Genomic DNA, 21,477 nt, shown 5'->3' with positions numbered 1-21,477 from the left:
GCCTTGGCCGGCTGCTTCTCCTTGTCCGAACGCCGGTCCGACTGTCGGTCCGACTGCCGGGACTGCTGCCGGGCCGGGCGCTCGGCCGGCTGCTCGGCCGGAACGGGCGGCGCCGTCCGCGCGGTCAGGCCCTCCCGGTCGGTGGCCTCCGGGCGGGCCGGCTTGGCGGACCAGCGCGGCCGGGCGACCTGCCCGACCTTGGCGCCCTTGCCACCCTTGCCGGACTTGCCCGAGGCGGCGGAGCGGGGGGTGTTGCGACTCACGTGACGGCATCCTTGTCGGTGCTGACGGGGGGTGCGGGGATTTCGACCGCAGCCCCCGACGGTACCGTGCGCCGACGCGGTTCGCCGCGCCGCACGTCGCCGGGCGCCGAGCGGCCGCGCGCCGGACGGCGCCGCGCGGACGACTCCGACTGCCACGGCACCGAGGTGACCATCACTCCGGGCTTGAAGAGCAGCCGCCCCTTGAGCCGCAGCGCGCTCTGATTGTGCAGCAGGTGCTCGTACCAGCGGCCGACCACGTACTCGGGGATGTAGACGCTCACCACGGTGTGCGGGGAGGAGCCGCGCAGCCCGCGCACGTACTCCAGCACCGGTGCGGTGATCTCCCGGTAGGGCGAGTCCAGCACCTTCAGCGGCACCCCGATCCCGCGCCGCTCCCACTCCTCGCGCAGCGCGGCGGTGTCGGCCGCGTCCACCCCGGCGGTGACCGCCTCCAGCACGTGCGGGCGGGCCAGTTCGGCGTAGGCCAGCGCGCGCAGCGCCGGCCTGTGCAGCCGGGAGACCAGCACGACGGCGTGGATCCGGGTCGGCGCCGCGGCGCCCGCCGGCTCCGGCTCGGCCGCCGGGGCCAGCTCCCCGGCCACCCGGTCGTAGTGCCGCCGGATCGCCTTCATCATCGCGAACAGCACCGCCATGGCGGCGATCGCGATCCAGGCGTGGCCGATCTTGGTCACCAGCACCACGACCAGCACCGCGGCCGTCATCACCAGGCCGAAACCGTTGATCAGCCGGGAGCGCCGCATCCGGCGCCGCTGTCCGGCGTCCGCCTCGGTGCGCAGCAGCCTGGTCCAGTGCCGGATCATGCCGGACTGGCTCATGTTGAAGGAGACGAACACGCCGACGATGTAGAGCTGGATCAGCCGGTTCGGGTCGGCGCCGAAGGCGGTGACGAAGACGACCGCGACCGCCGCCAGCAGGACGATCCCGTTGGAGAAGGCCAGCCGGTCGCCCCGGGTGCGCAGTTGGCGGGGCAGGTAGCGGTCCCGGGCGAGGATCGAGCCGAGCACCGGGAAGCCGTTGAACGCGGTGTTGGCGGCGAGCACCAGTATCAGACCGGTGACGGCGGCGATGAAGTAGAAGCCCGGCGTGAAGCCGGCGAAGACGGCGGCGCTGATCTGCGCGAGCGCCGTCTTCTGGTGGTACCCGGCCGGGGCGCCGAGCAGCTGCCGGGCCGGGTCCTCGGCCATCTGGGTCCCCGTCAGATGGGCCAGGTAGATGATGCCCATGAACATGACGACCGCGATGCCGGCCATCATCAGCAGGGTGCTCGCGGCGTTGCGGCTCTTCGGCTCGCGGAAGGCCGGCACGCCGTTGCTGATCGCCTCCACGCCGGTGAGCGCGGCGCAGCCCGAGGAGAACGCCCGCAGCAGCAGGAAGACCAGGGCGAAGCCGGTCAGCGCGCCGTTGCCGGGGGTCGGCGCCAGGTGGAAGCCGGCGCTCTCGGCGCGCAGCGCGTCGCCGAGCACCAGGTGCCGGAACAGGCCGAAGCCGACCATGCCGATCACCCCCGCCATGAAGGCGTAGGTGGGGACGGCGAACGCGGTGCCGGACTCGCGCACCCCGCGCAGGTTCATCCCCATCAGCAGCAGCACCAGGGTGACGCTGAGCGCCACCTCGTGGCCGCGCAGCACCGGCACGGCGGAGACCACGTTGGCCACGCCCGAGGTGGTGGAGACCGCCACCGTGAGCACGTAGTCCACCATCAGCGCGCTGGCCACCACCAGGCCGGAGTTCGGCCCGTGGTTGACGGTGGCGACCTCGTAGTCGCCGCCGCCGCTCGGGTAGGCGTGCACGTTCTGCCGGTAGGAGGTGACCACCGCGAGCATCACGACGGCCACCACGACGCCGATCTGCCAGGAGAAGCGGATCGCCGAGGCGCCCGCCAGGGAGAGCGTCAGCAGGATCTCCTCGGGCGCGTAGGCCACCGAGGAGAGCGCGTCGGAGGCGAAGACCGGCAGGGCGATCCGCTTGGGCAGCAGGGTCTCGCCGAGCTTGTCACTGCGCAGTGCGCGGCCGATCAGGATCCGCTTGGGGAGCGCGGTCAGTTGGGGCACGTCAAGAAATCGTAAGGGCTCTTGCCTCCCGGGCCGCGCCATGCTGTCGGCTCGTCGAGACCGTGTTCTACAGACCGGATAGTGTCGAGGGACGAGCTTGCGGGCAACACTTCGGTTGCCATGCCGCCAAGCTGATCGGAAGAGCGGCCCATCACACTGGCCCCCGGGGGCCGGGCACGGAAGGACAGATCGAACGGTGTTTGCGCAGGTCAAGACCCCAACGAGCCGGGTGAGGTAAGAACACCGTGCACATCGTGATCATGGGTTGCGGACGCGTCGGCTCGGCGCTCGCCAGAGCCCTGGAGAAGCAGGGCCACTCGGTGGCCGTGGTCGACCAGGACCCGACCGCCTTCCGCCGGCTCGGGGCCGGCTTCAACGGCCGCCGCGTCACCGGCGTCGGATTCGACCAGGACACCCTGCGCGAAGCCGGCATCGAGGAGGCCGGCGCCTTCGCCGCCGTCAGCAGCGGCGACAACTCCAACATCATCGCGGCCCGGGTCGCCCGGGAGACCTTCGGCGTCGAGCACGTCGCCGCCCGGATCTACGACCCGCGACGGGCCGAGGTCTACCAGCGCCTCGGCATCCCGACCGTGGCCACCGTGCGCTGGACCGCCGACCAGATGCTGCGCCGGCTGCTGCCGAGCGGCGCCGAACCGCTCTGGCAGGACCCGAGCGGCACCGTGCAGCTGGCCGAGGTGGCCTACGCGCCGTCCTGGATCGGCCACCGGATCTCCGAACTGGAGGAGGCCGCCGGCGCCCGGGTGGCGTTCGTCACCCGGCTCGGCGAGGGCACGCTGCCCACCGCGCACATGGTGGTGCAGGAGGGCGACCTGGTCCAGGTGATGGTGCGCAAGGCGGAACTGGCCGCGGTCGAGGCCGCGTTCGCCGCCGGCCCGAAGGAGGGTCACTGATGCGGGTAGCGATTGCCGGAGCCGGCGCGGTGGGCCGCTCGATCGCCGTCGAGCTGCTGGAGAACGGCCACGAGGTCCTGCTCATAGACAAGAACCCGAACTCCATCTCGGTGGAGCGGGTGCCCACGGCCGAGTGGCTGCTCGCCGACGCCTGCGAGATCACCTCGCTGGACGAGGCCGCCCTGCAGCACTGCCACGTGGTGATCGCCGCCACCGGTGACGACAAGGTCAACCTGGTGGTCTCGCTGCTGGCCAAGACCGAGTACGGGGTGCCCCGGGTGGTCGCCCGGGTGAACAACCCGAAGAACGAGTGGCTCTTCAACGAGTCCTGGGGCGTGGACGTCGCCGTCTCCACCCCGCGCCTGATGTCGGCGCTGGTCGAGGAGGCGGTGAGCGTCGGCGACCTGGTGCGCCTGATGCGGTTCAGCCAGGGCAACGCCAACCTGGTCGAACTGACCCTGGCCGAGGACGCCGAGCTGGCCGGCACCCGGGTGGGCGACGTCTCCTGGCCGGTGGACACCGCGCTGGTCACCGTGATCCGCGGCGGCCGGGTGCTGGTGCCGACCCGCGAGGACACCCTGGAGGGCGGCGACGAGCTGCTCTTCGTCGCCGCGCAGGAGCGCGAGGAGGAGCTGGAGCTCCTGCTCTCGGCGGGCGCCGGCGCGCAGTAGGCCGGGCGGAAACGGAAAGCGGCCCGGCTCCCCCGCGGGGGAGCCGGGCCGCTTCGCGCTACTCGTCCTCGGCCGGGACCTCGGCCTTGATCGGCGGCGGCGCGGTGAGCAGGATCCGCCAGGTCACGTACATCGCCAGCAGCAGCGGCGGGTAGGCGAGGGCCACCTTCAGCCAGCCCAGCAGGTTCACGTCGCCGGTGAAGTAGAGCGGGAACAGGATCACCGGCTTGAGGCCCATGATCAGCACCCAGGCCCAGGTGGCCTTGGTGTAGGCCTTGAGCCGGCCCGGGTTCTGGGTCCGCCAGGTGAACATCTCGCCGGTGATCGGGCCGAGCATCACGCCGATCAGCGGCCAGCGCGACAGGGCCGAGACCGCCAGCGCCAGGCAGTAGCCGACGCTGTAGAGCAGCCCCGGCAGGTAGAAGTTCTGCGCCTTGCCGGTGCGCATCGCGAAGAACGCGCCGATCGCCACGCCGAAGACGCCGGAGAAGGCGTGCTTGAGGGTCTCCCGCCGCAGCAGCCGGACCACCACGAGCAGCACGCACAGACCGAGCGCGGCCCAGGCGGCGAACGAGACCTTGTGGGTCACCGTGAAGGTGGCGATGAAGACCAGGCCGGGCGCGGTCGTGTCGATCAGGCCGCGGACCCCGCCGAACGCCTGCATGACCGTGTCGGCGGCCTCCTTGGACGCAGCCGCCTGGCGGGCCGCGGCCTGCTCCGGCGTCTCGACCGGCTCGTCAGTGATCAGTGCGTGCGGGGCGGCGTGCTCGCCGCCGGGCGGATTGGTCACTGGTTGTCGCTCCCCTGTCCCACCGGACGAAGCTCGTAGCGAGGGTTGAAGAGCACGCGGCGCCCGCGTGCGCTGCTGATCCGGCCGCTGGCGGTCAGTCGGCGGCCCGGCTCTATCCCGGCGATCGAGCGCCGGCCCAGCCAGACCACGTCGAGCGCCTCGGTGCCGTCGAAGAGCTCCGCCTCCAGGGCCGGCACACCGGCCCTGGGGCGCAGGGTCACGGTGCGCAGGGTGCCGGAGACGGTGACCAGCTCGCGGTCGCCGACCGCGGCGATCGGCTGGCAGCCGGCCTCCGCGGCGTCCTGGCGCAGCTCCTCCGCCTGGAGCTCCTCCTGGCTCGCGGTGAGCCTGGAGAACATCCGGCGCAGTCGGCCCTGCGGCTGGTCGCTGCTGTTACCACTCATGCCGGAAGGGTACCGGCTCGACCCCCTCGAACGGACCTGTCGAACGGCCCGTCGTCACGGTTCGAAGCGGTAGCCCATGCCCGCCTCGGTGATGAAGTGGCGCGGGTGCGAGGGGTCGGCCTCCAGCTTGCGGCGCAGCTGGGCGAGGTAGACCCGCAGGTAGTTGGTCTCGGTGCGGTAGGCCGGCCCCCAGACCTCCTGGAGCAGCTGGGTCTGGCTGACCAGCCGGCCGGCGTTGCGGACCAGCACCTCCAGCAGGTGCCACTCGGTGGGGGTGAGCCGGATGTCCACGCCGTCCTTGTTCACCTTCTTGGCGGCCAGGTCGACCGTGAAGGCGTCGGTGGCGACCAGCGAGTCGTCCTCGCCGGCGACGGGCTCGGCGCGGCGCACGGCGGCCCTCATCCGGGCCAGCAGCTCGTCCATGCCGAACGGCTTGGTCACGTAGTCGTCGGCGCCGGCGTCCAGCGCCTCGACCTTCTCGTCCGAGGCGTGCCGGGCGGAGAGCACGATGATCGGCACCCGGGTCCAGCCGCGCAGGCCCTTGATCACCTCGACCCCGTCCATGTCGGGCAGGCCGAGGTCGAGCACCACCACGTCGGGGTGGCGGGCGGCGGCCAGTTCGAGCGCGCCGGCGCCGTCATGGGCGGCGTCGACCTCGTACTTCCGAGCCTTGAGGTTGATCACCAGGGCGCGGACGATCTGTGGTTCGTCGTCCACGACGAGGACCCGGGTCATGCGAGCTCCGCCTTTCGGGGGGCCGAGGTTGGGTTCACGGGTTCGGGGTCGGCCGGCTGTTCGGGCGGCCGGGCCACGGCGGGCAGCGAGACGACCATGGTCAGCCCGCCGCCGGGGGTGTCCTCCGCGGTGATGCTGCCGCCCATCGACTCGACGAAGCCGCGGGCCACCGCGAGGCCGAGGCCCACGCCGGCGCCGCGCGGCGCGTCGCCGTAGCGCTGGAACGGGGCGAAGATCTTCTCCTTGGCCTCCTCGGGCACCCCCGGCCCGCGGTCCACCACCCGCAGCTCCACCCGGCCCCGGCCGTCGGCCGGGCCGCGCCGGGCGGTCGTGGCGGGGTCCAGGGCGTCCGCCCGGACCAGCACCCTCAGGTCCGGCGGGCTGTACTTCACGGCGTTCTCGATCAGGTTGGCCAGCGCCCGCTCCAGCAGTCCGGCGTCCGCCGAGACCATCGGCAGGCTCTCCGGCACCTCCAGCCGGACCGACTCCAGCGGCACCCCGCCGAGCGCGAACGGCACCACCTCGTCCAGGTCCACCTCCTGGATCAGCGGGGTGACCGTGCCGGTCTGCAGCCGGCTCATGTCCAGCAGGTTGTTGATCAGGTGGTCGAGCCGGTCCGCGCCGGCCTCGATGCCGGCCAGCAGCTCGGCCTCGTCGGCCTCGGACCACTGCACGTCGTCGGCCCGCAGCGAGGAGACGGCGGCCTTGATGCCGGCCAGCGGGGTGCGCAGGTCGTGCGAGACGGCGGCCAGCAGCGCGGTGCGGATCCGGTTGCCCTCGGCCTGCCGGCGGGCGGCGGCGGCCTCCCGGGCCAGCTGCTCGCGCTCGGCCAGCACGGCGGCCTGCGCGGCGAAGGCCCCGAGCAGCCGCCGGTCGGAGGCGGGCAGCATCCGGCCGCAGAGCACCAGGGCCAGCGTCTTGCCGGCCGGGACGTCGACCTGGCCGTCCTCCGGGTGCTCGGGCGGGTTGGGCCCGGTCGCCGCGAGCGCGTGCCAGGGGTCGAACTCGTGCCGGCGCTCCAGCAGGGCGACCGACTCGACCTGGAAGGTCTCCCGGACCTGGTCCAGCAGGGCCTTGAGCATGCCGTCCCCGTTGGGCGAGCCGCCGCGCAGCACGGTGCCGGCCAGCGTGCTCAGGGTCTGGGCCTCGGCCTGGGAGCGGGCCGCCTCGTGGGTGCGCCGGGCGGCCACGTCCACCACGGTGGCGACGGCTATCCCGACCGCGGTGAAGATGCCCACCGCCAGGATGTTCTGCGGGTCGGAGATGGTCAGCCGGTGGATCGGCGGGGTGAAGTAGTAGTTCAGCGCGGTCGAGCCGACCAGCGCCGAGGCGATCGCCGGGAAGAGCCCGCCGACCAGCGCCGCGCAGATCGTCACCGAGAAGAACAGCAGCATGTCGGTGGGCAGCGCGGTGTCGTTCACCTGGGAGAGCAGCAGTGCCAGCAGCGGCGGCCCGGCGACGCCGATCAGCCAGCCGGCCACCGTGCGCGGGCGGCCGAGGTCGGTGACCCGGCGGATCGGCAGCCGGCCGCGGCCGTTGGCCGCGTGCTCGTGGGTGACGATGTGCACGTCGATGTCGCCGGAGTCGCGGGCCACCGTGGAGCCCACGCCGGGGCCGTAGACGTACTGCCAGGGCTTGCGCCGGCTGGAGCCGAGCACGATCTGGGTGGCGTTGACGCCGCGGGCGAACTCCAGCAGGGCGGGTGCCGGGTCGTCGCCGAGCACGGTGTGGAAGCTGCCGCCCAGGCTCTCGACCAGGACCCGCTGCTCGATCAGCGCCTGCGGGGAGCCGCTGCCGGGGACCAGCCCGTCGGAGCGGGAGATGTGCACGGCGAGCAGTTCGCTGCCGGAGCCCTTGGCGGCGATCCGGGCGGCCCGGCGGATCAGCGTGGCGCCCTCGGGGCCGCCGGTCAGGCCGACCACGATCCGCTCTCGGGCCTGCCAGGTGCTGTCGATGCCCTGTTCGGCGCGGTAGCGCTGGAGGTACTCGTCGACCCGGTCGGCGGTCCAGAGCAGCGCCAACTCGCGCAGCGCGGTCAGGTTGCCGGGGCGGAAGTAGTTGGACAGGGCCGCGTCGATCTTCTCCGGCGCGTACACGTTGCCGTGCGCCAGCCGGCGGCGCAGTGCCTGGGGCGACATGTCGACGAGTTCGAGCTGGTCGGCGCGGCGGACCACCTCGTCCGGCACGGTCTCGCGCTGGCGGACCCCGGTGATGCCCTCGACCACGTCGCCCAGCGACTCCAGGTGCTGGACGTTGACGGTGGAGATGACGTCGATGCCGGCGGCCAGCAGTTCCTCGACGTCCTGCCAGCGCTTGGCGTTGCGGCTGCCCGGCACGTTGGTGTGGGCCAGCTCGTCGACCAGCGCGACCTGCGGGCGGCGGGCCAGCAGCGCGTCCAGGTCCAGCTCGGTGAACTCGGCGCCGCGGTGCTCCATCGCCCGGCGCGGTACGGCCTCCAGGCCGTGCAGCAGTTCGGCGGTGTTCTGCCGCCCGTGGGTCTCGACGAAGCCGACCACCACGTCGGTGCCGCGGTTCAGGCGCCGGTGGCCCTCGCACAGCATCGCGTACGTCTTCCCCACCCCGGGGGCCGCCCCGAGGTAGATCCGCAGCCTTCCGCGCGCCATGCGTCCCATTCTTGGTCGAGCCCGCCCCGGGGACCAGCCCCGGACACCTGTTCGTGCTCACGAGACTACGGGGTGAGGGCCGTTCTGCCTTCGATTGGGCTGGTGGGAGGGCAGATTTAGCGGCATCTTGACGTGTCGCTGCGGCCTGTGCGGCGGGCCCGGAACGGCGCTGCCGGGCCGCCCGTGGGCGGCCCGGCAGGGGGCTGGAGCGGCTGTCGGCGCCGCGCCGGTCAGGACCCGGAGGACTGGTCCGAGGGCTGGTCGGTCTGCTTCAGGAACTGCAGGCAGAGCGTGAAGTCGTCGGACCCCTCGCGCTGGGTGTACCAGCCGTCGGCGGTCGGGAACTTCTTGCAGCTCATCTCGGGGAGCAGCGTGCCCGACACCTTGCCGACCACCTTGGCGTCGGCGTTCGGGTCGGTGCAGGCGATGGTGACCAGGTCCGGGTGCTCGGTGGTGGCGCCCGGCGCCGGGTTGCCGTTCTTGTTGTGCACGCAGTCGCCGACCGCGGCGTAGGTCGGGTTGTTCTTGTCGCCGATGTAGTACAGGACACCGACCACCGCGACCACGATGAGGATGAAGATGCTGAGCACCACCTTCCCCCCGCTGCGGCGCTTGACCGGCGGCTGGTTGTAGCCGAAGCCGGGCTGCTGCGGGTACTGCGGCGCGGGCTGGCCGTACTGCGGCTGCGGGTAGCCCTGCTGCGGCGGCGCGTACCCCTGCTGGGGCGGGGCGTACCCCTGCTGCGGCTGCGCGTAGCCCTGCGGCGCGCCGTAGGCGCCGGGCGGGCCGTATCCCCCGCCCTGCGGCGGCGGGTACTGCCCCTGGGGAGGCGGCGGAGTGGACAAGCGGATCCCCCGGTTTGAGGTTGCGTCAACGATCGGCCGGGAACACGCGGCCGAGCCGCGACCCTATCGGTGGCGGCCCGCCGCCCGAAAGCCGGTTCGGCGCCCAGCGGCCCGCTTTACCGAAGCGACGCCGAACCGTGACCAACCGTCACTCCAGCCCCCAGTGTCACTCCAGGATCCGACCGTCCCTCAGCTCCACCACCCGGTCGGCGAGTTCCATCAACTGCGGGTCGTGGGTGGCCACCAGCACGGTGACGCCCTCGCTGCGCACCACCGCGCGCAGCAGCTGCATCACCGCGCGGCCGGTCTCCGAGTCCAGCTGGCCGGTCGGCTCGTCGGCGATGATCAGCGCCGGCTCGTTGGCCAGCGCCCGGGCGATCGCCACCCGCTGCTGCTGGCCGCCCGACATCTCGGTGGGCCGCTGCTCGGCGTGGTCGGCCAGGCCGACCAGCGCCAGCAGGGTGCGCACCCGCTCCTCGCGCTGGGCGGCGGGCACCTTGCGCAGCCGCATCGGCACGCCGACGTTCTCGGCGGCGCTGAGGATCGGGATCAGGCCGAAGGACTGGAAGACGAAGCCGATCCGGTCCCGGCGCAGGGCAAGCCGGCCGGCCTCGTCGAGCGCGGCCAGGTCGGTGCCGTCGAGCAGGATCTTGCCCTTGCTGGGCGCGTCCAGTCCGCCGACCAGGTTGAGCAGCGTGGTCTTGCCGGAGCCGGAGCGGCCGCGCAGCGCGGTCAGTTCGCCCTTGCGGGCGCTGAACGAGACGCCGCGCACGGCGTGCACGGCGCCCGCGCCGCTGCCGAAGCTGCGCCAGACCTCCTCGACCTCGATCATCGGTGCGAGCGTGGCGGCGGTGCCCGCCGCCTCCTGCTGCTGGCTCATCCTTCAGTCCCCTCCCCCTCGGTCTGGTCCGGCCAGACCCCGATGTGATCCGCTTCCAGGAGCAGCCGGACCCGGTCCCGCAGGGCCAGCCGCTCGGTGAACTCGCGGGGCAGTTGCAGCCGCCCCACCCGGTCGAGCACCGCGTACTCCTGCCCGACCAGTCCGTGCGAGCCCGCCCGCTCCCCCTCGTCCGCCCGGCGGCGCAGCACCTCGGTGGAGGTCCGTCCGTCCCGGATCCGCACGGTCCGCCGGACCTGTTCGGACACCAGCGCATCGTGCGTGACGACCAGTACGGTAACCCCAAGCTCGCGGTTTGCCTCCCGCAGTGCGGCGAAGATTTCCGCGGCGGTGGCGGTGTCCAGCTCCCCGGTCGGTTCGTCGGCGAGCAGCAGCCGGGGCTCGTTGGCCAGCGCGACCGCGATCGCCACCCGCTGCTGCTCGCCGCCGGAGAGCTCGGCCGGACGGCGGTGGGCGAGCCGGCCGATGCCCAGCAGGTCGAGCAGTTCGGCCGCCCTGGGAGGCCGCTTGGCGCGGGCCAGGCCGGCGTAGCCGAGCGGGAGTTGGACGTTCTCCCGGGCCGTCAGGTAGGGCAGCAGGTTGCGCCCGGTCTGCTGGCGCACCACGCCGACGGTGCGGCGCCGGTACTCGGTCCTGGCCCGGCGGCCGAGCGCGGCAAGGTCGGTGCCGGCCACCCGCGCGGTGCCGGCGCTGGGGCGGTCCAGGCCGGCCAGGATGGACAGCAGGGTCGACTTGCCCGAGCCGGAGGAGCCGACCACGGCCAGCAGTTCGCCCTCGGCCACCACCAGGTCCAGCCCTTGCAGCGCCTGCACCTCGACGCCGCCGGGGCGGCCGGCCGGGCCGGTGCGGAAGATCCGGACCAGGTTCTCGCAGACCACCAGCCCGTCCCGGGCGGGTGGCCGGGCCCCTTGCAGTGCCGCCGCCCGCAGGTCGGCCAGCTCGGGCGGCGCGGGCGGTGCGGTCTCAGCAGGTGTCACAGGTCCTCCCGTCGGCGGTGCGGCCCGGTCGGGCCCACCAGGTGTCACAGGTCCCCCGGCCGTCACAGCTCCTCCCCCAGCCGCAGCGCGGCGCGCACCCGCTGTCCGCGGCTCAGCGCCGCCTCCAGGGCGACCGCGCCGAGCACCAGGAGCAGCAGTGCGGCGCCGAGCCCGGCGGTGAGCGTCCAGTCGGGCCGGACGGCGGGATCGGCCGGCCCGCCGGTGATCGCGCGCAGCGGCAGCGCCCCGCCCAGCGCGGTCGGCAGCAGCAGCCCGAGGGCGGCCCCGCCGGTCACGGCGGCCAGCAGCAGCGGCAGCGCCTGGAGCAGTCCGAGCCCGGTGGCGCCGCGCCCGCCGAGGCCGAGGGTGCGCAGCCGGGAGAGCGTGCGGCCGCGCTCGCCGGCGCTGAGCAGCAGGTCGAGCAGCACGGTGCCGAGGGCCAGCAGCAGGCCGAGCGCCGTCGCGCCGAGGAAGGCCTGGTCGGTGGAGCGGGCCAGGCCGTCGGCCCGCAGCTGCGTCAGCTCCTGGTCGCGCCAGCGCAGTCGGACGGTCTGGCCGAGCCCGCCGGGCGAGCCGTAGCGGCCGGCGGCGAGCAGCGCCAGGGTGCCGCGGTCGGGCGCGCCGCCGACCAGCAGCGCGGAGTCGTGGCCGCTCTGGTGCGGCAGCAGCGGCACCGCCGGGCCGGCGAACACCAGCAGCGCGGTGTCGCGCGGCTGGTCGCCGAGGACGGGCCCGAGTGCCGGGTCGCCGGCCGCGCCGGTCGGCAGCGTGCCGACCAGCTGGACCAGGAACCCGGCCCGCCCGGCGGCGGCCACCTCGAAGGTGCCGTCCGGGTAGGCGGCCGCCAGTGCCGCGTCGCCCAGCGCGGGCAGCACCGGCTCCTGCCCGGGGGCGCCGCCGACCGGCGCCCGGTCCAGTCCGGCGCCGAGCAGCGCGGTGGCCAGCGCCGAGCCGGGGTCGACGGCGCGCAGGGCGGCCGGGTCGACGCCCACCAGGGTGGCGCGCGGGAAGACCGTGCCGTCCTGTTGGGCCGTCAGGTCGCCGCTCGCCGCGAGCACCGCCGCGGTCCCGCGCGCCCCGGCCGCCCGGCCCGCGGCCGCCGGGTCGGGCAGCCGGTCCACGGGGCCGACGAAGGCGGCGGGGGCACCGCCGGTGCGCCAGTCGGCGACCTGCTGGCGGCCGGCGGAGACGGTGCCGGAGACCAGGCCGCCGAACACCCCGCCGCCCATCGCCAGGATCAGCACCAGCAGGACCGGCACGGCGGCCGCGCCGAGTTCGGTCGCCCGGGCCAGGCCGAGCAGCGGCACCGCGCCGCGGCCGCGGGCGGCCGTCCGGGCCGCCAGTCGGACCAGCGGTGGCACCAGCCGGAGCAGGGCGAGCACCAGCACCAGGGCGAGCAGTGAGGGAGTGAGCGCGAGCTGCGGGTCCGGGCTCGCCGAGTCGCCGCGCAGCCGCACCCCGGCGAGCGCGGCCGCCGTGAGCAGCAGCACCGAGCCCTCCAGTACCAGCCTGCGGGCCTGCGGCCGGCGCGCTGCGGCCGGCGGGGCGAGCAGCAGCACGGCCGCCGGGGCGCAGAGCAGCAGCACGGCGGCGAGCAGCGCGGGCAGCCAGGCGCCGAGCGTGGTCCCGGGCGGCCCGAGCAGCGCGGCCAGCAGCCGGCCGGCGCCCAGCCCGACCGGCACCGCGGGCGCGGTCTCCAGCAGGAGCCGCCCGGCCAGTTGGCCGCGGCCGGCGCCGCGCAGCCGCTGCAGTTCGAAGGCGCCGCGCCGGCGGTGGCCGCCGAGCCGGGCGGCCGCGAAGCCGGTGGCCACGCCCACGGTGAGCAGGCCGGCCAGCGCGAACTGCTGCACCTGCACGGTGCGGGCCCGCCGGTCGGCGAAGTCCGTGAGCACGGGGGTGAGGCCGTCCTGGACGGTCAGCGTGGTGAGCCGCTGGCCGGTCAGTTCGCAGCCGACGCCGGGGGCGGCGTCGCACAGCGCGGTCGGGTCGAACTGGGCGAGTTGGGCGAGCCGGCCGCGCAGCCCGTCGACGGTGCCGTCGCCGGGCCCGGGGGTGACCGTCCAGTCCCAGCCGAGCGTGAGCGGCGTCCGGTCGCCGGAGCGCACCTGGGCGAGGCCGTCCCGGCTGGTCAGCAGTTCGCCGTCGAGCTCCTTGCCGACCTCGGCGTTCACTGTCAACGGTGCTACGGCCAAGGGTAGTTGACGCCAGGTCCGGGCGTCCGCCGGGTCGGTGCGGAAGACGCCGACCAGCACGACGCGGGCGGACCAGCCGTCGCTGCTCGCCAGTTGGACGTGCTGACCCAGGGTCAGCCCGAGCCCGTCCCGGGTCGCCTCCGAGACGGCCACCTCGACCTGCCCGTCCGCGCCCGCGCCCGGCGCCCGGCCCTGGACGTACGGCAGGTCGGCCTGCTGACGGTAGGCCAGCCGCACTATCGGGGCGTGCCCGTACGGCATGCCCAGGCCCTGAACGGCGGCCGCGCCGGTCTCGGCCTGGCCGCGCCGCTCGCCCAGCCACGGGCCCGCATGCTGCTCCATCGCCCGGCCGACCCGGTCCAGGTCGTCGTCCTGGGAGGCCGGGGTCCCCGGGTCGCTCCGCCAGGCCGACAGCGCCGGCTCCGTCTCCCCGTGCGCGCCCACCAGGGTGGCCAGGCTCTGCGCCTGCCCGACCTCGGCGGCCAGCGCCCGGTCGGTCAGCCGGTCGAACCGCGCCGGCCAGCCGAGCACCACCGCCGTCAGCACCGCGATCAGCCCGGCCAGGACGCCGACGACGGGCCAGGCGGCCCCGGCCTCCCGCCGGACCAGCCACCACTGGATCATCGCCGCCCTCCCCGAGCCGCTCCGCCGTGACGCACCGTCACCCCTGCTCCCCCGCCCGCAGCGCCCGGGCCAGGTCCACCCGGGCCAGCAGCCGCGCCAGCACCACGACCGCGACGCAGAGCACCGCTCCGGCCGCCAGCGCCACCAGCACGGCGGCCGGCCGGCCCGGGGCGGTGCGCAGTGCGGGGAAGACCGGCCAGGAGTTGTCGTCCACCACCAGCAGCGGCAGCAGCAGCCCGGCCAGCAGCACCCCCAGCGCCCCGCCCAGCACCGCCGGTACGGCGGCCAGCGCCACCTGCTCCACCCGCAGCAGCGCGGCCAGTTGCCGCCGCCGCGCCCCGAGCGCCCGCAGCACCGCGAACTCCCGCTGCCGGGACCGTGCTTCGGCGACGGCGTGCAGGGTGACGGCGGTCAGCGCGAAGAGCGGCGCCACCACCAGGGCGAGCAGCCAGGCGGTGCGCTGCCCGGCCCGGAACGGGTCGGCCGCGTACTGGCGGGCCAGCTCGCGGGCGCTGCGGCCGGTGCCCAGCTCGGGGTGCGCCGCCAGGGCGGCGGCCGTCGCGTCCGGGTCCGCCGAGGCCAGCCACCACCCGGCAGGCGACACCTCGGGCCCGCCGGAGACCGCCCGGTCCACCGCCAACTGCCGCAGGTCCAGCACCAGGTGGCCGGCGCCGCGGTCGTACCCGGGCAGCGCGTCCAGCCGTCCGACGATCCGCACCCGGGTGGCGGTGGCGTCCGGCCCGCTGCGGTCCCAGAGCAGCCGCAGGGTGTCGCCCACCTTGGCGTGCAGCCCGGTCAGCAGCGCGGCGTCCGCCAGCGCGGGCAGCGGCGCGCCGGACGAGGCGGCGGGCTGGGCGGCGGGCGAGGCCTGGAAGAGCACCGACCGCTCGCCCAGCGGACCGACGTCCGCCTGGGTCCGCACCACCGCGTGCAGCAGCGCGTCGCCACCGCCGTCCACCGTGCAGGCGCCGGGCGCCTGGAGCTCCGCGGGCAGCCACTGGTCGTTGCCGGGCAGGTCGCCCGCCCCCGGGCACCCCAGGGTGACCGGATCGGCGGCCGCCACCGCCGAGTTCCACCACCGCACCCCGGTCGGCAGGGTGACGGCGGCCGGGCCAGCGCCGCCGCCGACCGCGGACAGCCCCGTCACCCGCAGGTCCAGGGTCTGCCGCGGCAGGACCGGATCGGTCGGCTTCGGCGGTTCGAAGCGCAGCCCGAGCCGGGCGAGCCGCAGCGGATAGGCGGTGGGCGGCAGGCCCGCGAGCGTGAGGCGAAGCATGTGGGAGGCTCCATCGGGTTGCAGGGGCGCCGTCAGGACATCGGTCAGGCCGTCCGCCGTCCGGACGGAGAGGCTCAGTTCCACCGGGGCGAGCAGCGGGTGCTCGGCGCCCAGCCGCGCGGTGACCTCCAGCGCGTCCGGCCGGCCGGGCAGCGCCAGGCCCTGCTCGGGCAGGCCCGCCCCGAGCGAGCGCAGCAGGTCGGCGGCCGCGCCTCGGGCCAGGTCGGGCCGGACGGCCGGCAGTCGGCCGGGGTCGGCGGCCGCGGCGAAGGCGACGGTGCGGACCACGGTGCTGCCGACGTACGCCGACTGCTCGGCCACCCCGCTCACCGCCGTCACGCCCGGCAGCGCGGCAAGGGGACCGCCCTGCCGCTCGGCCGGGCGCTCCGGGTCGGTCCCGTCCACCCGCAGGTCGCCGCCGACGGCGAAGACCGCCCGGTCCCGGTCGCTGACCGGCAGCGCGGCGAGGGTGCCCGCCGCCAACGAGGCGGTGGCCAGCGCCAGCAGGGTGACCAGCACCGGCACCAGCTGCCCGGCCGGGTCGCGGCCGACCCGCCAGCCGCTCATCGGCAGCACCAGCCCGGTGCCGCGCCGGGCGCCGCGCTCCAGCAACCGGGCCAGCGCGGGCAGCAGCCGCAGCAGCAGCACGGCGCCGGCCAGCGCCATCACGACCGGCACCAGCACCAGCACCGGGTCCACCGGGTCGGCGAAGGAGCCGGCCGTGTCGTCCGGCACCAGGCTGCCGTAGTGGCGCAGTTGCAGGTAGCCGAGCACGGCGAGGGCGAGCAGCGCCAGGTCCAGGCCGGCCCGCTGCGCCGCCAGCCGGCGCGGGTTGCGCGCCCGGGCGCCGTTCGGGTCCGGGTCGAGGGCCAGCCGGGCCACCGGGAGCAGCGCGGCCGCGCCGTGCACGAGCAGGGCGAACGCGACGGGCAGCAGCGCCGTCCGCCAACCGCCGGGCAGCGCCGCCGTCGGCCGGCCGGCCAGCCGGAGCGCGCCGCGCAGCAGCGGGCCGGCCGCGAGCACGCCGAGCAGGGCGGCGGGCAGCGCGGTGACCGCCCACTCGCCGGCGCTCTGGGCGAGCAGGCGGGCCCCGCCGACGCCCCGGGAGAGCCGCAGCAGGTGCTCGGCGCGGCGCTGCACCGCCATCCGACGGGCCGTCAGCACCAGCACCACGGCGGCCAGCACGGCGAGCAGCGCGGTCGGCACCGCCAGCCCGGCGCGGGCCGCCAGGGCGGGCCGGGCCAGCGAGTCGAGCAGGTCGGGCAGGCCGGTGTGCACGGCGGTGTCGGTGAGCGCGGGGGGCGCGCCCCGGTAGACCGAGCGCGCGGGGTCGCCGCCGGCGAAGGCCGTGGTGCGGGTCCGCAGCGCCGTCAGCTGATCCAGGGTCAGGCCGGACACGTCGGGCAGCGCCAGCCAGGCGGCGCGCGCGTTGCCGGCGAGGCCGCGGTCCGCGAGCAGCTGCCGACGGTCCATCAGCAGCAGGTCGTCGACGGTCCGGCCGGGCGCGCCGATACCGTGCCAGTAGGCGGCGGCAGCCGCGTCCGGTCGGAAGATCCCGGTCACGGTGAGGTCCAGCCGGCCGGGGCCGAGCGGGGCCGGCACGTCGAGCACGGTGCCGACCCGGGCGTGCAGCAGGGTGGCCGCCCGCTCGGGCAGCGCGACGGCCGGCGGCCCGCCTCCCGGTGCCGCATCCGGCCAACTGCCGTCCAGCAGCCGGGCGTAGCGGCCCGGGTCGGGCACGGCGAGCGGGAAGAGCGGCGCGCTGGCGGGGACGCCGGCGGTGCCGGTGTCCCCGCTGCCGGTCGGCTGCCCCGGCAGCGGCGCGGCCAGCGAGCCGGCCGCCCGCAACGCGGTCTCGGTGCGGTGCGGCACCCCGGCGAGCGCCCGGTCCAGCGCGGCTCGCACCAGCGGGTCGGCGGCCGTGTCGCCGGCGCCTTGCTGGGCGTCCACCTCGACGCCGAGCGCCTGGTCGGCGGCCAGCCGGTGCCGGATGCCGTCGGTGGCGGCGAGCTCGGTCAGGCCGCCGAGCGCGGTGAGCACGGCCACGGCCGCGACCAGTGCGCCCGTGGCGGCGGCCAGCGCCACACCGTGCCGCCCGAACAGCCGCGCACCGCGCGGCAGCCTGGGGGCACGCTCGTTACCTGGGGAGCTGGTGCGCATCGGCCGCCCTCGCCGCCCTTCCCACCGCGGCCCTCCCCGGCGGAGGGCGCTTCGCACACCTCACGTGTCCCAGGCGGTTCGGGTTGCAGAACAGTTGGGAAAGTTTCCGATCGACCGCTGGGCGGCCCCGGCGCACCGCTATCCGGTCGCCAGCCGGTAGCGCAGCATGTCGGCCGCCGCACTGAACTGCTGGTCCACCCCGAGCGGGGTGCCGAAGCCGAGCTCACCCGGCCGGTAGACCCGCCGCACCCCGATCACCCCGACCCGCACGCCGCTCACCGCCACGCTGAACTCCTCGACGTAGCTGAGCGGGTGGCCCGCAGCGTCGGAGTAGACCTCGTGCAGCACCGTCGAACGGGAGTCGCCGGCCGCCTTGGTCAGCCCGCCGTGGCCGCCCTTGCAGCCGTACGCGCCGGACAGCACCCGGCCCGCCTGGTCGGCTGCCGCGCTGTCCATGAAACCCAGCACGTACTGGTAGGCCCGCACCTGGCCGGCCTGGTCGCCGAACTCGGCCGGTACGGCGGGCTGGTAGTCGGCGCCCTTCGCCTCCCAGGCACCCAGCGCCTCGACGGGGCCGGCCAGGCAGCCGGGGTGGTCGGTGGCGAACGCGGCCACCGCCGGCGCGCCGTCCACCGACGCGACCGCCGACCACGGGCCGTAGGCCGCCCAGATCGACGGCATCTCGTTCGCCGCCAGCGGCAACTGCGCGGACGTCCAGGCCACTTGCGCCGGGCCGCTGGGCAGCGGCGACGGCGTGCCCTCCACCGCGCTGGCGACCACCCGGGACGGGTGGGACAAGGTGCTGCCGGGCAACAGCCGGGGCAACTGGTTCACCGTCAGGGTGCCGACCAGCACGGTCGCCCCCACCGCGGCCGAGGAGAGCACCCGGCGGCGACGACGGCGACGGCCCGCCAGCCGCAGCACGGTCTCCACGCCCGGGGTGACAGGCCCGCCCAGCAGCTCGACCCGCAGCCGGTCGAGGCCCTCGTCCAGCAGGGCCGCGGTCGGCGTGCGCCGAACCGGCGGCTCGGCGGGCAGCGGTGACGGGTGCTCAGGGGATTCACCACGGTGCTCAGACACGGCTCTTCGCCTTCGTCTCGGTGGGGGGCTGATCTTGGTCCCGCCGCTGCTCGGGCACGGACGGCGCGGACGGCTTCGCGGGCGGGGCCGGGATCGCGGGCGGCGCGGGCGGCGCGGGCGGAGTGGGCGGGGCAGTCGGCGCGGGCGGTGCCGGGTCGACCGGGGCCGCGGGGTCGCCGAGCAGGCCGGCCAGGGCGGCCCGGCCACGGTGCAGCCGGGCCTTGATGGTGCCCAGCGCGACGCCCTCCTCCGCGGCGATCTCCGCCACCGTCAGGCCGCCCATGTGGTGCAGCACCACGGCGCGTCGCTGCGCCTCGGGCAGTTCGCGCAGGGCGGCCACCAGTGCCACCGACTCGGGGCCCGGGCCGGGCTGCGGGTTCACCGGGCCGTGCCGCACCCAACTGCGCAGGGCCGTGCGGGCGCGCCGCCACCGGCTGATCGCGATCCGCTGGCCGGTCAGCCGGACCCAGGCCACCGGGTTCTCATGGCTGCTCAGCCGCGGCCAGTGGTTCCAGGCCCGGATGAACGCCTCCTGCGCCGCGTCCTGGGCCTCGCCGAGATCGCCGGTCAGAGCGTAGAGGTGCGCGACCAGTTGGCCGTGCGCGGCCTCGTAGAAAGTTCGGAACTCCCCGCTGCCTGCCGCGATCCCGTCCGGCGGGCCCTCCCGAGGCTGCTCCGCCAGAGGCCGTCTCGCCACAGGCCGCTCCCTCCCCGTCGGCTCCCCCAGTCTTCCGGGGAGTCTGGCGAACGCCGACGAGTTCCGCAAGGTCTAGACCAAAGATCGGGCCGTCCGGAAATGCGAACCGGAAACGCGAAGAAGCCCCCATCACCAAGTGATGGGGGCTTCTTCTGAAAGATTGTTCGGCGGCGTCCTACTCTCCCACAGGGTCCCCCCTGCAGTACCATCGGCGCTGTAAGGCTTAGCTTCCGGGTTCGGAATGTAACCGGGCGTTTCCCTCACGCTATGACCACCGAAACACTATGAAACTGTCAACCGCACCCACCCAACACTAACGGTGGGGGTCGTTGTTTCAGAACAACACAGTGGACGCGAGCAACTGAGGACAAGCCCTCGGCCTATTAGTACCGGTCAGCTCCACCCCTTACAGGGCTTCCACATCCGGCCTATCAACCCAGTCGTCTACTGGGAGCCTTACCCTCTCAAGGAGGTGGGAGTGCTCATCTCGAAGCAGGCTTCCCGCTTAGATGCTTTCAGCGGTTATCCCTCCCGAACGTAGCCAACCAGCCATGCCCTTGGCAGGACAACTGGCACACCAGAGGTTCGTCCGTCCCGGTCCTCTCGTACTAGGGACAGCCCTTCTCAACACTCCTACGCGCACAGCGGATAGGGACCGAACTGTCTCACGACGTTCTAAACCCAGCTCGCGTACCGCTTTAATGGGCGAACAGCCCAACCCTTGGGACCTACTCCAGCCCCAGGATGCGACGAGCCGACATCGAGGTGCCAAACCATCCCGTCGATATGGACTCTTGGGGAAGATCAGCCTGTTATCCCCGGGGTACCTTTTATCCGTTGAGCGACGGCGCTTCCACAAGCCACCGCCGGATCACTAGTCCCTGCTTTCGCACCTGCTCGACCCGTCGGTCTCACAGTCAAGCTCCCTTGTGCACTTACACTCAACACCTGATTGCCAACCAGGCTGAGGGAACCTTTGGGCGCCTCCGTTACTCTTTAGGAGGCAACCGCCCCAGTTAAACTACCCACCAGACACTGTCCCTGATCCGGATCACGGACCCAGGTTAGACATCCAGCACGACCAGAGTGGTATTTCAACGGCGACTCCACAATGACTGGCGTCACTGCTTCAAAGTCTCCCACCTATCCTACACAAGCCGAACCGAACACCAATATCAAGCTATAGTAAAGGTCCCGGGGTCTTTCCGTCCTGCTGCGCGAAACGAGCATCTTTACTCGTAATGCAATTTCACCGGGCCTATGGTTGAGACAGTCGAGAAGTCGTTACGCCATTCGTGCAGGTCGGAACTTACCCGACAAGGAATTTCGCTACCTTAGGATGGTTATAGTTACCACCGCCGTTTACTGGCGCTTAAGTTCTCAGCTTCGCCTGGACGAATCCAAGCTAACCGGTCCCCTTAACGTTCCAGCACCGGGCAGGCGTCAGTCCGTATACATCGCCTTACGGCTTCGCACGGACCTGTGTTTTTAGTAAACAGTCGCTTCTCGCTGGTCTCTGCGGCCGGCCCCAGCTCAAGCAGCAAGTGCCATCACCAGTTCCGGCCCCCCTTCTCCCGAAGTTACGGGGGCATTTTGCCGAGTTCCTTAACCATAGTTCACCCGAACGCCTCGGTATTCTCTACCTGACCACCTGAGTCGGTTTGGGGTACGGGCCGCCATGAAACTCGCTAGAGGCTTTTCTCGACAGCATAGGATCATCCACTTCACCACAATCGGCTCGGCATCAGGTCTCAGCCTCAATGAGTGGCGGATTTGCCTACCACTCGGCCTACACCCTTACCCCGGGACAACCACCGCCCGGGCTGGACTACCTTCCTGCGTCACCCCATCGCTCACCTACTACCCTGTTGGATCAGCGGCTCCACCACGTCCCTTCGTCCGAAGACTCCAGGCCGGCTTCACGGCTTTAGCATTCAGAGGTTCAGCGTTGGCGCTTCAAAGCGGGTACGGGAATATCAACCCGTTGTCCATCGACTACGCCTGTCGGCCTCGCCTTAGGTCCCGACTTACCCTGGGCAGATCAGCTTGACCCAGGAACCCTTGGTCAATCGGCGCAAGAGTTTCCCACTCTTGTATCGCTACTCATGCCTGCATTCTCACTCGTATACCGTCCACGACTCGATTCCTCGGCCGCTTCACCCGGCACACGACGCTCCCCTACCCATCACAGCGGGCGTTGGCCCTCATGCTGCAATGACACGACTTCGGTGGTGTACTTGAGCCCCGCTACATTGTCG

General features: G+C 73.7%; 14 protein-coding genes and 2 rRNA genes (1 of these 16 only partly in view). 2 read left to right on the top strand and 14 right to left on the bottom strand.

Features of this window, described 5'->3' with window-relative positions:
* Positions 1–259: 259 nt before the first annotated feature.
* Entirely contained in the window at positions 260–2,335 is a 2,076-nt protein-coding gene (locus FHX73_RS19195) for an APC family permease (RefSeq protein WP_170304961.1), read from the bottom strand.
* Between the two features lie 245 nt (positions 2,336–2,580).
* Here FHX73_RS19195 and FHX73_RS19190 point away from each other — a divergent pair, with 245 nt between their 5' ends.
* Both FHX73_RS19190 and FHX73_RS19185 read left to right on the top strand, forming a co-directional pair.
* Positions 2,581–3,246: a potassium channel family protein gene (locus FHX73_RS19190; RefSeq protein ID WP_145906159.1), complete on the top strand. Its 666-nt coding sequence runs from the start codon at positions 2,581–2,583 to the stop codon at positions 3,244–3,246.
* A complete protein-coding gene (locus FHX73_RS19185) occupies positions 3,246–3,917 on the top strand; it encodes a potassium channel family protein (RefSeq protein WP_145906158.1) in 672 nt (223 codons plus the stop codon). The genes FHX73_RS19190 and FHX73_RS19185 overlap by 1 nt, the downstream gene beginning before the upstream one ends.
* Before the next feature lie 58 nt (positions 3,918–3,975).
* Here the strand turns inward: FHX73_RS19185 and FHX73_RS19180 are convergent, their stop codons facing one another.
* From FHX73_RS19180 to FHX73_RS19120, 13 genes are all read right to left on the bottom strand, one after another.
* Entirely contained in the window at positions 3,976–4,707 is a 732-nt protein-coding gene (locus FHX73_RS19180) for a DUF3159 domain-containing protein (RefSeq protein WP_342795308.1), read from the bottom strand.
* Positions 4,704–5,111 carry an OB-fold nucleic acid binding domain-containing protein gene (locus tag FHX73_RS19175; protein ID WP_145906157.1) on the bottom strand — a complete coding sequence of 136 codons (408 nt, stop codon included), beginning with the start codon at positions 5,109–5,111 and terminating at the stop codon, positions 4,704–4,706. The genes FHX73_RS19180 and FHX73_RS19175 overlap by 4 nt, the downstream gene beginning before the upstream one ends.
* A gap of 54 nt (positions 5,112–5,165) precedes the next feature.
* Entirely contained in the window at positions 5,166–5,846 is a 681-nt protein-coding gene (locus FHX73_RS19170; protein WP_145906156.1) for a response regulator, read from the bottom strand.
* A complete protein-coding gene (locus tag FHX73_RS19165; protein WP_145906155.1) occupies positions 5,843–8,470 on the bottom strand; it encodes a sensor histidine kinase in 2,628 nt (875 codons plus the stop codon). The genes FHX73_RS19170 and FHX73_RS19165 overlap by 4 nt, the downstream gene beginning before the upstream one ends.
* Before the next feature lie 230 nt (positions 8,471–8,700).
* Positions 8,701–9,315, bottom strand: a complete 615-nt coding sequence (locus FHX73_RS19160; protein WP_145906154.1) for an LppU/SCO3897 family protein — start codon at positions 9,313–9,315, stop codon at positions 8,701–8,703.
* Between the two features lie 166 nt (positions 9,316–9,481).
* Complete coding sequence (locus FHX73_RS19155) at positions 9,482–10,147, bottom strand: ABC transporter ATP-binding protein (protein WP_425461444.1); 666 nt, start codon at positions 10,145–10,147, stop codon at positions 9,482–9,484.
* Between the two features lie 44 nt (positions 10,148–10,191).
* Complete coding sequence (locus FHX73_RS19150; protein ID WP_425461400.1) at positions 10,192–11,190, bottom strand: ABC transporter ATP-binding protein; 999 nt, start codon at positions 11,188–11,190, stop codon at positions 10,192–10,194.
* Positions 11,191–11,252: 62 nt separating this feature from the next.
* Entirely contained in the window at positions 11,253–14,006 is a 2,754-nt protein-coding gene (locus tag FHX73_RS19145; protein WP_145906152.1) for a hypothetical protein, read from the bottom strand.
* A 37-nt stretch (positions 14,007–14,043) separates the two neighbouring features.
* Positions 14,044–17,442, bottom strand: coding sequence for an FtsX-like permease family protein (locus FHX73_RS19140; RefSeq protein WP_145906151.1), 3,399 nt, complete (start codon positions 17,440–17,442; stop codon positions 14,044–14,046).
* Between the two features lie 138 nt (positions 17,443–17,580).
* Positions 17,581–18,522 carry a hypothetical protein gene (locus FHX73_RS19135; protein WP_145906150.1) on the bottom strand — a complete coding sequence of 314 codons (942 nt, stop codon included), beginning with the start codon at positions 18,520–18,522 and terminating at the stop codon, positions 17,581–17,583.
* The gene (locus tag FHX73_RS19130; RefSeq protein ID WP_342795307.1) at positions 18,515–19,219 is read right to left on the bottom strand and encodes a SigE family RNA polymerase sigma factor; all 705 of its coding nucleotides are present in this window, start codon (positions 19,217–19,219) and stop codon (positions 18,515–18,517) included. The genes FHX73_RS19135 and FHX73_RS19130 overlap by 8 nt, the downstream gene beginning before the upstream one ends.
* Before the next feature lie 162 nt (positions 19,220–19,381).
* Positions 19,382–19,498, bottom strand: a 5S ribosomal RNA gene (gene rrf / locus FHX73_RS19125).
* A gap of 84 nt (positions 19,499–19,582) precedes the next feature.
* Positions 19,583–21,477 (bottom strand): 23S ribosomal RNA (locus FHX73_RS19120) (it continues 1,225 nt past the right edge of the window).

Source organism: Kitasatospora viridis, assembly GCF_007829815.1.
GTDB classification, from domain to species: Bacteria; Actinomycetota; Actinomycetes; order Streptomycetales; family Streptomycetaceae; genus Kitasatospora; species Kitasatospora viridis.
The sequence above is the reverse complement of the archived record's forward strand: the minus strand, read 5'-3'. Positions and strand labels throughout refer to the sequence as shown.